Here is a 14,767-nt window from a genome sequence, read left to right on the forward strand (position 1 = left end):
TGTGCTGGTGACCGACGCCGATCACTTGTCGGGATTGTTTTTCGAAGCGGCAGTTTGCGCTGCGTAGTACGCGGCGACATCGGCAATGTCCTGATCCGACAGCGTCACCGCGATCGCGTGCATCGTGGCGAAATGGCGGTCGCCCTTCTTGTAGGCGCGCAGCGCGTTTTCGAGGTACGCCTGATTCTGGCCACCGAGCTTCGGCACGCGGAAAACCTCTGGATAAGCCGTGCGGTACTCAGGGATGCCGTGGCAGCCGATACACATCGCGACCTTGTCCTGGCCCGCCTTGGCGTTGCCTACGACATCCGCTGCCTGCGCATTGGCCGCATACCCCGCGAGCACCGACAGCGCTACGATCACGACGTGTTTGCCGACGAATTTATTCATAGATGTAACCTGGCTTGAGGGGAAACGGGTGCCTACAAAGGCAGCGGTCCGCGCCGTTCTTCTTGTAGGGTAGCCGCGCAGGCCAAAAAAATCGGGCTCATTGTACCGCGACGCCGCGCCGAACGTCCACCAGACACGGGGGCCGCGCAACGCCCGCCGGGACGGGCCCCACGCCATGCCCACGGCGGCTTCGCAACGACGCCACAGCGGCACCGCCGCCGCGTCACTGCGCGGCTGACACCATACGTCAGCCGGTTTCAGGCCAACAGGCCTTCTGACTTATACTGGGTTTTTTCCCGCACAAGAGCATCTCGTCATGCGTTTCGAAGGCTCATCGCAGTACGTCGCCACCGACGACCTCAAGCTCGCGGTCAACGCCGCGATGACGCTCAAGCGTCCGCTGCTGATCAAGGGCGAACCCGGCACCGGCAAGACCATGCTCGCCGAGGAAGTTGCCGCCGCGCTCGGCATGCCGCTCTTGCAATGGCACATCAAGTCGACCACCAAGGCACAGCAGGGGCTGTACGAATACGACGCGGTGTCGCGTCTGCGCGATTCGCAGCTCGGCGACGAGCGCGTGAAGGACATCCGCAACTACATCGTCAAGGGCGTGCTGTGGCAGGCGTTCGAATCGGACGAGCAGAGCGTGCTGCTGATCGACGAGATCGACAAAGCCGACATCGAATTCCCGAACGACCTGCTGCGCGAACTCGACCGCATGGAGTTCTACGTGTACGAGACGCGCGAGCTGGTGCGCGCCAGACATCGCCCGCTCGTGATCATCACGTCGAACAACGAGAAGGAGTTGCCCGACGCGTTCCTGCGCCGCTGCTTCTTCCACTACATCAGGTTTCCGGATGCGACGACGATGCAGCAGATCGTCGACGTGCATTACCCCGGCATCAGGAAGGATCTGCTCGCCGCGGCGCTGCAGAGCTTCTTCGAGCTGCGCAACGTCGCGGGGCTGAAGAAGAAGCCGTCCACCTCCGAACTGCTCGACTGGCTCAAGCTGCTGCTCGCCGAAGACATTCCGCCCGAAGCACTGCGCTCGGCCGATCAGAAGCAGATCGTGCCGCCCCTGCACGGCGCGCTGCTGAAGAACGAACAGGACGTGAGCCTGTTCGAGCGGCTGCTGTTCATGAACCGCAACAACCGTTGAGCGGGCGCCGCGCCGCAGGACATCCAGCATGCTGATCGACTTTTTCTACTCGCTGCGCGCCGCCCGCCTGCCGGTCTCGGTGAAGGAATACCTGACGCTGCTCGAAGCGCTGAAGGCCAACGTGATCGCGCCGTCGCTCGACGAGTTCTACTACCTCTCGCGCATCACGCTCGTGAAGGACGAGCAGTACTTCGACAAGTTCGACCAGGCGTTCGGCGCCTTTTTCAACGGTGTCGCGGCGACCTCCGAGCTCGCGTTCGACATTCCGCCCGACTGGCTGAAGAAGAAGCTGCAACGCGATCTGTCGCCCGAGGAAAAGGCGCAGATCGAGGCGATGGGCGGCATCGACAAGCTGATGGAGCGCCTGAAGGAACTGTTCGACGAGCAGAAAGAGCGCCACGAGGGCGGCAACAAGTGGATCGGGACGGGCGGCACGTCGCCGTTCGGTCACGGCGGCTATAACCCCGAAGGCGTGCGCATCGGCGGCGACGCGGCCGGCAATCGCACGGCCGTCAAGGTATGGGAAGCGCGCGCGTATCGCGACTACGACGACCAGGTCGACATCGGCACGCGCAACATCAAGGTCGCGCTGCGACGGTTGCGCCGGTTCGCCCGCGAAGGCGCGGCGGAAGAACTCGACCTGCCCGACACGATCCGCAGCACCGCCGCGAACGCCGGCTGGCTCGATCTGAAGATGGTGCCCGAGCGGCACAACAACGTGAAGGTGCTGATGCTGCTCGACGTCGGCGGCTCGATGGACGATCACGTGAAGCGCACCGAGGAGCTGTTCTCCGCCGCGAAGGCCGAGTTCAAGCACCTCGAGTTCTACTACTTCCACAACTGCGTGTACGACTTCCTGTGGAAGCACAACCGCCGCCGCCACGCCGAGCGCACACCGACGTGGGACGTGCTGCACAAGTTCACGCCCGACTACAAGCTGATCTTCGTCGGCGACGCGACGATGAGCCCGTACGAAGTGTTGCAGCCCGGCGGCTCGGTCGAGTACAACAACGCCGAGGCCGGCGCGGTGTGGTTGCGCCGGCTCGCCGATCACTTCCCGCACTTCGCGTGGCTGAACCCGGAGCCGGAAGCGCTGTGGCCGTACCGGCAGTCGGTCAGCGCGATCCGCGAAGTGCTGGGCCACCGCATGTATCCGCTGACGCTCGCGGGCCTCGAGACGGCCATGCGGGTGCTGAGCAAGTAACGCCCGCCGTTCCAGAATCCACCGCGACGACCGGCGTCGCGTCGCTGCTACTCGCGCCGTTTGGCTCGCACGGCATCAATCTTGCCGCGATCACGGCGGCGATCTGCACCGGCCCCGAAGCGCACGAAAACCCCGCCAGGCGCTACACAGCGGCCGTATGGGGCGGCATTTTCTAACTGCTCGCGGGCGTGTTCGGCGCGACGATCGCCGCGCTGTTCGCGGCGTTCCCGAAGGAGTTGGTCGTGTCGGTCGCGGCGCTCGCGCTGTTCGGCTCGATCATGAGCGGGCTCGCCAACGCGATGCAGGATACGAGGCAGCGCGAGGCGGCGCTCGTCACGTTCATGGTGACCGCCTCGGGACTCACGCTGCTGTCGATCGGCTCGGCGTTCTGGGGGCTCGTCGCCGGCGTGGTGACGCAAGTCGTGCTGAACGCGCGGCGCGCGTGAACGGATATCCCCGCCCGGCTGTCCATACGCGGTGTTCATACCGTCCTCGGCGATCCGCCATAGAATAGATGTATCCGGCAGCGTTTCCCAAGCCATCGTGGGACGCGCTGCGGCTTGACCCGCGGCCGCCGGCGCCGGCTGATTCCTCCTGCCGGCGCGGCGGCGTCCTCATTTCTCCTGAACCATGGCGCACACGCGCCCTGAAGGCCCGAACATGACAACCGCACTCGACCAACTCAAGCAATACACCACCGTGGTGGCCGACACCGGCGACTTCCAGCAGCTTGCGCAGTACAAGCCGCGCGATGCGACCACCAATCCGTCGCTGATTCTGAAGGCCGTGCAGAAAGACGACTACCGGCCGCTGCTCGAAAAGACCGTGAAGGCGCATGCGTCGAAGCCGCCCGGCGCGATCATCGACCAGTTGCTGATCGCCTTCGGCACCGAAATCCTGAAGATCATCCCGGGGCGGGTGTCGACCGAAGTCGACGCGCGCCTGTCGTTCGACGTCGAAGGCTCGATCGCGAAAGGCCGCGAGCTGATCGCGCTGTACAAGGAACACGGCATCGAGCGCGACCGCGTGCTGATCAAGCTCGCGTCGACGTGGGAAGGCGTGCGCGCGGCCGAGGCGCTGCAGAAGGAAGGCATCCACTGCAACATGACGCTGCTGTTTTCGCTCGTGCAGGCCGCCGCCGCCGCGGAAGCCGGCGCGCAGCTGGTCTCGCCGTTCGTCGGCCGCATCTACGACTGGTACAAGAAGAACGCCGGCAGCGCGTGGGACGAAGCGAAAGACGGCGGCGCCAACGATCCGGGCGTCAAGTCGGTACGCCGCATCTACGCGTACTACAAGAAGTTCGGCTACAAGACCGAGGTGATGGGCGCGAGCTTCCGCACCACCTCGCAGATTCTGGAACTGGCCGGCTGCGATCTGTTGACGATCAGCCCCGACCTGCTGCAGAAACTGCACGAGAGCACCGACAAGGTCGAACGCAAGCTGTCGCCGGAGACATCGCACGACGCGGACATCGAGCGCGTGCCGGTCGACGAGAAGTCGTTCCGCTTCCTCCTCAACGACGAAGCGATGGCGACCGAGAAGCTCTCCGAAGGCATCCGCACGTTCGCCGCGGACGCGGTGAAGCTGGAAAAGCTGATCGACACGCTGCGCTGAGGCGCCGGAGGAGGCGGGCCTGGCTGGCTGAGTGACGCTCACGCTCGCCGCGCGGCTCCGCGCGAATGCAATCGTTGACAGGCGGCGCTGGACCTCACGGTTCAGCGCCGCTTTTCGTTTACGCTGCGTCGCCACCGGCGACATAGCGTCACAATCGACGCGCCGCCACCGACTACAATCGACTCCACGCCTCTGCCCACCGCCGCTGGCGAGGAACGACGGCGCCCGCCCAACGCCTGACCATGGAGACGATCATGTACGTTCAGCCCTATGTGTTCTTCAACGGCCGCTGCCAGGAAGCGCTCGATTACTACACCGACAAGCTCGGCGCCCAGGTGACCTTCAAGATGCTGTTCAAGGAAGCGCCGCCGGACGCGCACAATCCGCCACGCCCCGAACTCGCCGACAAGATCATGCACGCGAGCGTGCAGCTGGGCTCCAGCACGTGGATGGCTTCCGACGGCAACTGCGATCCGGCGGCCGGCCCGTTCAACGGCTTCAGTCTGTCGCTGACCGTCGATGACGGCGCGTCGGCGGAAAAATGCTTCAACGCGCTCGCCGATGGCGGCCAGGTCGTGATGCCGTTCCAGCAAACGTTCTGGAGCAAGGGCTTCGGAATGGTAGTGGACCGCTTCGGCATGATGTGGATGGTCACGCTGCCGCCGCAGGTTTGAGGCTTAGGGGCAGGCCAGCGCTAGCACCTACCTACCACGCGTCGCCCGCTCGTGCCGCTCGATGTTCCAGTTCGGCTCGGTCTCCAGCAATAGCGCGCGCAACCGGTCTACCTGCTCCGCGAGCCGCTGACCGAGCCAGTACGGCCCTTGCCAGTCGGGCGGCAACGCGGTGGCCACGTCGCCGTGCCCCTTCGCGGGCGGCGCCGCGGCCGGAATGCCAAAGCGCGACGGACGGCCAAAACGCAGCCCGCGCGCGGTGGACAACAGGATTGCCCGCACGGCGCGCACCTCGGCGCCGCAATGCGCTGCATAGGCGGTGCGCGCGGCGGCATCGGCGTTCATCAGCGGGCCCGTGGCAAGCAGTTCCAGCGAGCTGAGCACCGAGCGATGCAGCCGCTGGATCTCCTCGAGCCTCGACTGCGGCACGTCGATTTCCTTCGCGACCGACGGCATCAGCGAGCGCAGTTGCACGAGCCGCTTGTTGATCCGCAGGAAGCGCTTGATCTGCTCCTCCTCGGTGATCGTTTCGCCGTCGAGCAGCCGCGCGTAGATGCCCGCGCATTCGCGCAGATTGGCGGCGAGGCCGTAGCGCCACGAATACGTAGCGTGCAGCGGAAACGCGAACGAAAACGCCAGCGCGATGACGATACCGATCAGCACGTTCAGCGTGCGCCACAGGCCGACGTCGATCAGATTGTCGCCGTGGCCCGCGACGATGCACATCGTGATGGCGGTCAACAGCCCGATATAGCCGGACGAGCCGATCGCGAACCACGCGCAGATCGACGCGACGATCGCCATCAGCACATAGGTGAGCGGCAGCGAGCCGATGAAGTTTTGCTGCACGATCAGCACGAGCCCGATCGATGCGCCGAGCAGCGTGCCGGCCGCGCGTTCGGCCGCTTTCTTGCGGATATTGCCGTGATGCTGCAAGCCGCCGATCACGACCAGCAGCGTCACCGACGACCAGATGCCGTGCGGAATATCGATGCCGGTCGTCGCGAGAATCGACACCAGCATCGCGAGGCCGACGCGCAGGCTATGCAGTACCTTCGCGTGCCGGTAGCGGTAATACGGCGACGTGACCGCGCGCACCATCCGGCTGAGTGCCGCGCGGCGGGAGATCACGGTGGGAGTATCTGCAGCAGCCATGGCGGCGCGCGGCGAACGCGTGAAAGGACGGTTCCGCTATCCTGCCCTGGAGTGCCCCGCAAACACAAACGCCCGCCAACTTCCTTCGGCGGGCGTTGCGTGTTTCAGAACGTGATTTGCAGCTGGAATCAGCCTTCGACGATGTCCAGGTAGTCCTCCGGACGCGTACGGTCCTCGGCGCGCTGCATGCCCACCGCGCGCACGACCAGGCTCACGACGACCGACACCACGAGGTTCACGACCAGCGACCACACGGCCGCATAGCCCGGAATCGCCATGCCGAACAGATGGATCGTGAAGATCGAGCTCGCGAGGTTCAACGAAATCGCCATCCACGTGCCGGTCGCGATACCTGCCGCCCAGCCGAGCAACAGACCCCGGTAGTCGAGCACGCGCGTGTAGAGACCCAGCACGATCGCCGGCAGCGTCTGGATGATCCAGATCCCGCCGAGCAGTTGCAACTGGATCGCGTACGTGAGCGGCAGACCGAGAATGAACGCCACCGCGCCGACCTTGACGATCAGCGACACCAGCTTCGCAACGTTGGTCTCCTGCTCGTGCGTCATGTTGCGGTTGACGAACTCCTTGTGCACGTTGCGCGTGTACAGATTCGCCGCCGCGATCGACATGATCGCCGCCGGCACCAGCGCGCCGATACCGATCGCCGCGAACGCGACGCCGACGAACCACGACGGGAAGAAGTGCAGGAACAGCGCCGGCACTGCGAAGTTCGGGCCGAAGGCCTTGAAGTACGGCGCGAACTCCGGCATGTCCTTCACGCCGGCCGCGAGCGCCATGAAGCCGAGCAGCGCGAGCAGGCCGAGCACCAGCGAATACGCCGGCAGCAACGCCATGTTGCGGCGGATCGTGTTGCTCGACTTCGACGACAGCACCGCGGTGATCGAGTGCGGATACAGGAACAGCGCGAGCGCCGAACCCACCGCGAGCGTCGCGTACGCGCTATAGCCGTTCAGGCTCGACACGTCCGGCGACTTCAGCAGCAGCTTGGCCGGCGGGACCGCGCCGAAGATATGGCCGAAGCCGCCCAGCTGCGGCGGAATCACGATGATCGCGGCGAAGATCGTCACGTAGATCAGGATGTCCTTGACGACCGCGATCATGGCCGGCGCGCGCAGGCCCGACGTGTACGTGTAGGCCGCGAGGATCGCGAATGCGATGATCAGCGGCAGATCGCCGACGAAGCCGGTCGTGTCGAAACCGAGCGCACCGATCACCACTTCGATACCGACCAGTTGCAGCGCGATGTACGGCATCGTCGCGACGATGCCGGTCACCGCGACGGCGAGCGCGAGCATGCGGCTGCCGTAGCGGGCCGACACGAAGTCCGCCGAGGTCACGTAGCCGTGCCGCTTCGCGACGCTCCACAGCTTCGGGAACACGACGAACGCGAACGGATAGATCAGGATCGTGTACGGCAGCGCGAAGAAGCCCGTTGCGCCCGCACCGAACACGAGCGCCGGCACCGCGATGAACGTGTAGGCGGTGTACAGGTCGCCGCCGAGCAGGAACCACGTGACGATCGTGCCGAAGCGCCGGCCGCCGAGACCCCACTCTTCGATATGCGCGAGATCGCCGCGCCGCCAGTGGGCCGCGACGAAGCCGAGAATCGTGACGCCGATGAAAAACAGAACGAAGACGAAAGTTGCAATGGGGTTCATCGTTGCGCGCCCCCGTTCGTGCGACCCGTATAGCGGGACCTGGTCTTCGAATAGACGAACGCGGTGATGACCGCGCTGATCAGCACCCACAGCAACTGATACCAGTAGAAGAACGGGAAATCGAACAGCTGCGGCTCGATCCGGTTGTAGGACGGCACCCAGATCATCGCGATCCACGGTAGCAGCAATAGCCAGAGCCAGTGCTTGCTGGCTTTCTTCACGTCGGCGTCGTGAGCCATGACGTCTCCTGTTTCCTATTTAGAATTTATCTGCCCGCGGTCGACGGGAGGTGGAACTCAGCGGGTGGTCGTCCCGCGGTCAGCCACGGGCTCCCCGAAAGCTTCGAAAGAGTATAGGAGTGGCGAACTCCCGGTCAAGCAGGGACGACCCGAGGCGCGTCGGCGTCCAACAACGCGGACGGAAGCGCCAACGATGCAGGCTGGATGACGTTGCGGCGTAGACGTGAAAAAAATACCGGAAGCAAAGCGGCCGTGCCGACCGATACGCCGGCACGGCCGCTTCATCCTCCGTGCGCTGATCAGATCGCAAACGATGCGCCCGTCTGCCCGGTCGATTCGCGCAGGCCCTTGATCCATTTGCGCGCCGGCAAGCCGAGCTCGGCTTCGATCAGCTTCGCGCGCGCCTCTAGCGCGGTGAACGGCACGTCGAGCGCGGGGCCCGAGAAGGCGATCGCGATACGGTTGCCGTCGTGCACTTCGGGCAGCGCGACGACGCGACCGTCGAAGGCTTCGTTCAGACGTTTCATGTTGCGCACGAAGCTCGGATGATCGCCGAACAGATTCACCGTGACGATGCCCGCGTCGGTCAGACACGCACGTGCCGCACGGTAAAAGCCGACGCTGTCGAGTACTGGGCCGCGCGCGGTCGCGTCGTAGACGTCGATCTGCAGCGCGCCGATGGTGCCGTGGTTCGCGCTCTCGTTGACGAAGTCCCACGCGTCGCTTTCATGCACGCTCAGACGCGCGTCGTCGGGCGGCAGTTCGAACATCGTGCGCGCGGCCACGACGACCGCCGGATTCAGTTCGACGGCCTCGACCTTCGCGCTCTTCAGGAAGCGGTGCGCGAACTTGGTCAGCGACGCGGCGCCGAGCCCGAGCTGCACGATGCGCTTCGGCGTTTCGAGGAATAGCAGCCAGGCCATCATCTGCTGCGCGTATTCGAGTTCGATGTGATTGGGCTTGCGCAGACGCATCGCGCCTTGCACCCATTCCGTGCCGAAATGCAGGTAGCGCACGCCGCCCTCTTCGGAGAACGTCACCGGTGCGAAGCGCGGCTTGCGCGGCGCTTCGATTTGCGGCGCGTCGTGTGCGTCGTGCTCGACGGTGCCGTTCGCGTTGCGCGTGGATTTGGGCGCCTTTTTGTGGGCCATTTTCTGTTTACCGCCGATGGCTTGGGCGTCGCGGTTACGGAAAGCGCGCGCCTCGGCCGAAGCGCGCTTGATCAGATTCGTCATGTAGGGATGTCGCGCGACAGGCGCAATATTTTTGGTCGAACGAGAGCATAGCATTCGCTGCGGTTCGCTCATTCAAATCGACCGCTCACAAAATGCTTTCAACGAACTCACAACACGCCCACGACGAAGCCGAATTTAGTTCGGCATCCTCGAAGAACCAAAAATTTTTGCGGCCGCTGGGTCGCGACCAACCTGCGCCATTACGCCACGCGCAAACGATGACAAGAAGGTCGTCGATTCGTTCGATGTACTCAATCAGATCGCGCAGGGACTGCAAAAGGATGCGACGGGGAATGTGCTCGTCGAGGGGCATACCGACAGTGTGCCGATTTCGACCGCGAAGTATGCGTCCAACTGGGAGCTGTCGTCGGCTCGCGCGGGGGCCGTAGTCAGGTATCTGGTCGAACGCGGGATCGAGCCGCATCGGCTGGCCGCGATCGGACGGGCGGACAATTTCCCGTTGGTCGCCGGCAATGACGCGGCGGCAAAAGAGCGGCCAACCGGCGGGTCGCGATCGTCGTGCAGTATTGAACGCGTTCGCCGGTAGCATTGGCCGCCCTTCCCTGCTACGAGCCGCCCGCCGGCGGCTCGTCTTCACATCACCTCACTTCACGCATCACGTCATTCGACGCGTACCGCCCCGAGCGCCTCGTTCAGCGTGCGGCTCGGCCGCATCACCTCTTCGAGCTTGTTGAAGTCCGGCTTGTAATAGCCGCCGATGTCCGCCGGCGCGCCCTGCACCGACGCGAGCTCCGCCACGATCACCTGCTCGTTGGCGGTCAGCTGCGTCGCGAGCGGCGCGAACTGCGCGGCGAGCGCGGCGTCGTCCGTTTGCGCGGCCAGCTCCTGCGCCCAGTACATCGCCAGATAGAACTGGCTGCCGCGATTGTCGAGCTCGCCCGTCTTCGGGCTCGGGCTGCGATTGTTGTCGAGCAGCTTGCCGGTTGCGGTGTCGAGCGTCTTCGCGAGGATCTTCGCCCGGTTGTTGCCGGTCTTGATGCCCAGTTCTTCGAGCGACGCCGCGAGCGCGAGGAACTCGCCGAGCGAGTCCCAACGCAGATGGTTCTCTTCGACGAGCTGCTTCACATGCTTCGGCGCCGAACCACCCGCGCCGGTCTCGTACATGCCGCCGCCCGCCATCAACGGCACGATCGACAGCATCTTCGCGCTCGTGCCCAGCTCCATGATCGGGAACAGGTCGGTCAGATAATCGCGCAGGATGTTGCCGGTGACCGAGATCGTATCGAGCCCGCGCACGACGCGCTCGAGCGTGTAACGCATCGCGCGCACCTGCGACATGATCTGGATGTCGAGGCCCGTGGTGTCGTAATCCTTCAGGTAGGCCTCGACCTTCCTGATCAGCTCCGCTTCGTGCGGGCGATACGGGTCGAGCCAGAACACCGCGGGCATGCCCGAATTGCGCACGCGCGTGACCGCGAGCTTGACCCAATCGCGGATCGCCGCGTCCTTCACCTCGCACATGCGCCAGATGTCGCCCTGCTCGACGTTCTGCGTGAGCAGCACCTCGCCGCTGGCTAGATCGACGATGCGCGCCTCGCCGTCTTCCGGCACTTCGAAGGTCTTGTCGTGCGAGCCGTATTCTTCCGCCTTCTGCGCCATCAGGCCGACGTTCGGCACGGTGCCCATCGTGACCGGATCGAACGCGCCGTTGGTCTTGCAGAAGTTGATAATCTCCTGGTAGATGCGCGCGAACGTGCTCTCCGGGATCACCGCCTTGGTGTCTTTCGGACGACCGTCGGCGCCCCACATCTTGCCGCCGAGGCGAATCATCGCCGGCATCGACGCATCGACGATCACGTCGTTCGGCGCGTGCAGGTTCGAGATACCCTTCGCCGAATCGACCATCGCCAGTTCCGGACGATGCTCGTGGCATGCGTGCAGGTCGCGGATCACCTCCTCGCGCTGCGATTCCGGCAGCGTCTCGAGCTTCTCGTACAGATTGACGAGGCCGTTGTTGACGTTCACGCCAAGTTCCTCGAACAGCTTGCCGTGCTTCGCGAACGCGTCCTTGTAGAACACTTTCACCGCGTGGCCGAAGACGATCGGGTGCGAGATCTTCATCATCGTCGCCTTCACGTGCAGCGACAGCATCATGCCGGTCTTGCGCGCATCTTCCATCTGGTCTTCATAGAACGCTAGCAGCGCCTTCCTGCTCATGAACATGCTGTCGATGATCTCGCCGTCCTGCAGCGCGACCTTCGGCTTCAGCACGATCGTCTTGCCGTTCTTCGTGACGAGTTCCATCTTTACGTCGCGCGCGCGATCGAGCGTCATCGATTTTTCGCCGTGATAGAAGTCGCCGTGCCGCATGTGCGCGACGTGCGTGCGCGATGCCATGCTCCATTCGGCCATGCTGTGCGGGTGCTTGCGGGCGTAGTTCTTCACCGCGGCCGGCGCGCGACGGTCCGAGTTGCCCTCGCGCAGCACCGGGTTCACCGCGCTGCCGAGACACTTCGAGTAGCGCTGACGGATCGCCTTCTGTTCGTCGGTCTTCGGATCTTCCGGATAGTCGGGCACCTTGTAGCCCTTCGCCTGCAGTTCCCTGATCGAGCTCGTCAATTGCGGCACCGATGCGCTGATGTTGGGCAGCTTGATGATGTTGGTATCGGGTAACGAGGTCAGGCGACCGAGTTCCGCGAGGTTGTCGGGCACCCGCTGCGCTTCGGTCAGAAACTCGGGGAACTCACCGAGGATGCGGCCCGCGAGCGAGATGTCGCTGGTCTTGACCTCGATGCCGGCCGGCCTGGTGAAGGTCCGGATGATCGGCAGGAACGCGGCCGTCGCAAGCAGCGGGGCCTCGTCGGTAAGGGTGTAGATGATGGTCGGTTGCTGGGTCGTCATTGCTAGGCTCTGGGCGGGCGGTTGAGAGGCATCTCGCACGTGATACGGGCAGGATGCGCAAACGTCGATCAGGAAAACGACAACGCTAGGACACAAACGCTGTGCGTGGCGGATGGCGACGCGGGGCCCTGGAACGCCAAAGCGGAACGATTAAGCGAACACGGCGGACTGCGTCGCGCAGCGGGTCGCACGGTTGGATTCTGCCTCATTTTTGGGCTGCGAGGAGAATTCGGAATGTGAACAACGGGAGCACGCATGGACACGGCAGAGCAAATGACGATCGCGGCTGACTGGATACTCGAGGCCGACGGCATTCTGATCACGGCGGGCGCAGGCATGGGCGTCGATTCCGGACTACCCGACTTTCGCGGCGATCACGGATTCTGGGCGGCTTATCCGGCGTTGAAGACCGGCGGAATCAATTTCCATGACATTGCCAATGGAACGGCCTTCCTGCGTGATCCGGTCCGCGCATGGGGTTTCTACGGCCATCGGCTCAACCTGTACCGGCGCACCGTCCCGCACGCGGGTTTCGAGATCTTGCGCCGCTGGGCATCAGCGAAAAGAAGCGGCGGGTTCGTGTTCACCAGCAATGTGGATGGCCAGTTCCAGAAGGCCGGCTTCGCCGACGATCGCCTGTTCGAATGTCACGGATCGATCCACTTCCTGCAATGCGGACAGTCCTGCACGCATCAGATGTGGTCGGCTGATGGTTTCCAGCCAGAGGTGGACGTGAATCGCTGTGCACTGCTATCGCCGTTGCCGAAGTGCCCGAACTGCGGCTGCGTCGCACGACCGGCAATTCTGATGTTTGACGACTGGCATTGGGTTGAAACTCGCACGAGGCATCAACGGATGCGGTACGAGGCGTGGCTGTTGAGCGTCGAGCAAGCTGTCGTCATCGAAATCGGCGCGGGCCGCGCGATACCGACCGTTCGTGACCAGAGCGAACGATTTGGACCGCGCGTCGTGCGGATCAATCCACGCGAATGTGCGGTCGATCCACGCATAGGTCTGGGTCTAATGGGTCGCGCGCTCGATGTGCTGCGTTCGCTGAACAAAAGGATGGGCTGAGCGATCTGGGGCACTGATGGCCCGATGTTTCAGTTCGCGCCGCAATCGCAATAAAAGAGCCGTGAGGCGACTCGGTCGGGAGGTGGCTACTCGTTCAGCAGCCGCCTCAACTCGTCAAAAAATGATGCGGTCGTGTGCCCCATGGAACGGGAGAAAACTCGAGCCCGTACACCTGATCGAACGCGACATCCAGATCATGCTGGTGCTTTCTCTCGAACCTCTCTATCTCTGCGAGCATTGATTTATGGTCAGCCACCGGGCTATCTCTTTTGTAGCAGGCGACAATAGCGGAAATGGTCTCACCCCATATGTCGAAATCCTGGTTCAGGTAAACACCAAATAGTTGACTTAGCTCAGGGTATTCAGATTTTCTCATTGCTCGAACTCAGTATAGATACGCCCTCAGAACATAGCATGGCGTCTCGTTGTACGTTTCGTATTTGAGAATGACGGGTACAACGCTCATACGCGTCTCTCCGCAACGGGATGCACAGATTCGCCGCGACCGCAGCCCGCCCCATGTCTGAAGTACGAGCAATATAACAGTACGCCTGAATAAATCAGATCCCAAATTTTCATCCGTCGCCCATTCCTCTCCCTGTTGTCGCCTGCTAGCGTGGCAGTCCCAACAACTACGGAGAAGTTCGGAATGTCGTATCAACAGGATGCGGACGGCGTGCGCGTGGTGCTCAGTGCGCCGCAATTGGCGGCGGTACTGGCAAGGCAGTCAATCACCCAGACCGAAATGCTTTCCAACCGGCTATGGGGCGGGTTGCAAATCGTCGGTGGCGTGCTGGAAATGGTCGGCGCAAGTGCGTTGTGTGTGATCCCGGAACCGACCATGTTAAGCAAGGCAGGGTGTGTTGTGTTTGGCGTACATGGTTCCGATACGGCGGCGGCAGGTTTGCGTCAGGTCTGGACGGGCCAGGATACGGCCACACTGACCCAGCAGGGTACGACGAAGCTGGCCGAGGCGATGAAGGCTAGTCCTGACATGGCGAACAATATCGGCCTGTCACTTGATATGGTCGTGCCGTTCGGCTTTGCCGGGTCAATCAAGGCGGTGCGGGCTGCACGCATCACGATGGGCGAGATCAAGCTGAACATGCATGAAGCGAAGACGCCTCGCGGGATTGGCGGGCACACTCTCCTGAAGCATGTTGGACGGACGGAGGCACAGTTACGGCAGCGTCTGATCGACGAGCCAAGACGGATGACGGTGTCCACCTTCTACAATCTGAACGCCGCCGAATGGGCAATATCCGAAACGATGAGGGAAAACGCGCTGAGGATAAGCGCATGGGCAAAAGCGCCGGTACGAGACTTGGACTTGGCAAAGAACGTCGGGAAAAATGTTGGTTTTGCGATTGCCCGGAGTACGGGCAAAAGAGTTAAGGCCCAGAAGGTTGTAGTCGTCCTCCGATATCAGACATACAACGGGATGCCGTACTATATCGTGACATCGTACTTGGAGTGAGGGCTTAT

Annotated in this window: 14 protein-coding genes and 2 pseudogenes; 8 read left to right on the plus strand and 8 right to left on the minus strand. The window is 63.1% G+C overall.

The genetic code is table 11. The features are described 5' to 3' along the window. Positions 1 to 21: 21 nt before the first annotated feature. The gene (locus OKW30_RS13570; protein ID WP_184021535.1) at positions 22 to 390 is read right to left on the minus strand and encodes a c-type cytochrome; all 369 of its coding nucleotides are present in this window, start codon (positions 388 to 390) and stop codon (positions 22 to 24) included. Between the two features lie 316 nt (positions 391 to 706). Between OKW30_RS13570 and OKW30_RS13575 the strand changes: the two genes are divergently transcribed. The 5 genes and pseudogenes from OKW30_RS13575 (at position 707) to OKW30_RS13595 (ending at position 5,041) form a co-directional block, all read left to right on the plus strand. Next, a complete protein-coding gene (locus tag OKW30_RS13575; RefSeq protein WP_184065638.1) occupies positions 707 to 1,549 on the plus strand; it encodes an AAA family ATPase in 843 nt (280 codons plus the stop codon). Between the two features lie 28 nt (positions 1,550 to 1,577). Next, positions 1,578 to 2,753, plus strand: coding sequence for a vWA domain-containing protein (locus OKW30_RS13580; protein ID WP_429346908.1), 1,176 nt, complete (start codon positions 1,578 to 1,580; stop codon positions 2,751 to 2,753). Between the two features lie 17 nt (positions 2,754 to 2,770). Then, positions 2,771 to 3,199 (plus strand): annotated as a pseudogene (locus OKW30_RS13585) (benzoate/H(+) symporter BenE family transporter); the annotation flags it as partial. Positions 3,200 to 3,413: 214 nt separating this feature from the next. Beyond that, a complete protein-coding gene (gene tal / locus OKW30_RS13590) occupies positions 3,414 to 4,367 on the plus strand; it encodes a transaldolase (protein ID WP_184065632.1) in 954 nt (317 codons plus the stop codon). 254 nt (positions 4,368 to 4,621) lie between these two features. After that, positions 4,622 to 5,041, plus strand: coding sequence for a VOC family protein (locus OKW30_RS13595; protein WP_090805641.1), 420 nt, complete (start codon positions 4,622 to 4,624; stop codon positions 5,039 to 5,041). A 27-nt stretch (positions 5,042 to 5,068) separates the two neighbouring features. Here OKW30_RS13595 and OKW30_RS13600 read toward each other — a convergent pair whose 3' ends face one another. The 5 genes from OKW30_RS13600 to OKW30_RS13620 all read right to left on the minus strand — a co-directional run bounded on the left by OKW30_RS13600 (position 5,069) and on the right by OKW30_RS13620 (position 9,659). After that, the gene (locus tag OKW30_RS13600) at positions 5,069 to 6,193 is read right to left on the minus strand and encodes an FUSC family protein (protein WP_429346909.1); all 1,125 of its coding nucleotides are present in this window, start codon (positions 6,191 to 6,193) and stop codon (positions 5,069 to 5,071) included. 128 nt (positions 6,194 to 6,321) lie between these two features. Then, on the minus strand, positions 6,322 to 7,872 hold the full coding sequence (mctP, locus tag OKW30_RS13605; protein ID WP_184065626.1) for a monocarboxylate uptake permease MctP: 1,551 nt from the start codon (positions 7,870 to 7,872) through the stop codon (positions 6,322 to 6,324). Then, positions 7,869 to 8,111 carry a DUF3311 domain-containing protein gene (locus OKW30_RS13610; protein ID WP_184059463.1) on the minus strand — a complete coding sequence of 81 codons (243 nt, stop codon included), beginning with the start codon at positions 8,109 to 8,111 and terminating at the stop codon, positions 7,869 to 7,871. The genes mctP and OKW30_RS13610 overlap by 4 nt, the downstream gene beginning before the upstream one ends. A 299-nt stretch (positions 8,112 to 8,410) precedes the next feature. Further along, complete coding sequence (locus OKW30_RS13615) at positions 8,411 to 9,346, minus strand: spermidine synthase (protein ID WP_184065623.1); 936 nt, start codon at positions 9,344 to 9,346, stop codon at positions 8,411 to 8,413. 85 nt (positions 9,347 to 9,431) lie between these two features. Next, positions 9,432 to 9,659: a hypothetical protein gene (locus OKW30_RS13620; RefSeq protein ID WP_429346910.1), complete on the minus strand. Its 228-nt coding sequence runs from the start codon at positions 9,657 to 9,659 to the stop codon at positions 9,432 to 9,434. Between OKW30_RS13620 and OKW30_RS13625 the strand changes: the two are divergent. Next, positions 9,582 to 9,877, plus strand: a pseudogene (locus tag OKW30_RS13625) (OmpA/MotB family protein); the annotation flags it as partial. The gene OKW30_RS13620 and the pseudogene OKW30_RS13625 overlap by 78 nt on opposite strands. 90 nt (positions 9,878 to 9,967) lie before the next feature. Here OKW30_RS13625 and OKW30_RS13630 read toward each other — a convergent pair. Beyond that, a complete protein-coding gene (locus tag OKW30_RS13630; protein ID WP_429346911.1) occupies positions 9,968 to 12,208 on the minus strand; it encodes an NADP-dependent isocitrate dehydrogenase in 2,241 nt (746 codons plus the stop codon). A 255-nt stretch (positions 12,209 to 12,463) separates the two neighbouring features. On the opposite strand from OKW30_RS13630, the gene OKW30_RS13635 reads away from it, so the two are divergent. Next, the gene (locus OKW30_RS13635) at positions 12,464 to 13,282 is read left to right on the plus strand and encodes an SIR2 family NAD-dependent protein deacylase (RefSeq protein WP_429346912.1); all 819 of its coding nucleotides are present in this window, start codon (positions 12,464 to 12,466) and stop codon (positions 13,280 to 13,282) included. A 106-nt stretch (positions 13,283 to 13,388) separates the two neighbouring features. Here the strand turns inward: OKW30_RS13635 and OKW30_RS13640 are convergent, their stop codons facing one another. Beyond that, on the minus strand, positions 13,389 to 13,658 hold the full coding sequence (locus tag OKW30_RS13640; RefSeq protein ID WP_260336412.1) for a contact-dependent growth inhibition system immunity protein: 270 nt from the start codon (positions 13,656 to 13,658) through the stop codon (positions 13,389 to 13,391). A gap of 273 nt (positions 13,659 to 13,931) precedes the next feature. Between OKW30_RS13640 and OKW30_RS13645 the strand changes: the two genes are divergently transcribed. Further along, positions 13,932 to 14,759, plus strand: a complete 828-nt coding sequence (locus OKW30_RS13645; RefSeq protein WP_184065614.1) for an RNase A-like domain-containing protein — start codon at positions 13,932 to 13,934, stop codon at positions 14,757 to 14,759. The last annotated feature ends 8 nt before the right edge of the window (positions 14,760 to 14,767 follow it).

Origin of the sequence: Paraburkholderia sp. Clong3 (assembly GCF_050436485.1) — a bacterium.
Lineage (GTDB): Bacteria > Pseudomonadota > Gammaproteobacteria > Burkholderiales > Burkholderiaceae > Paraburkholderia > Paraburkholderia tuberum.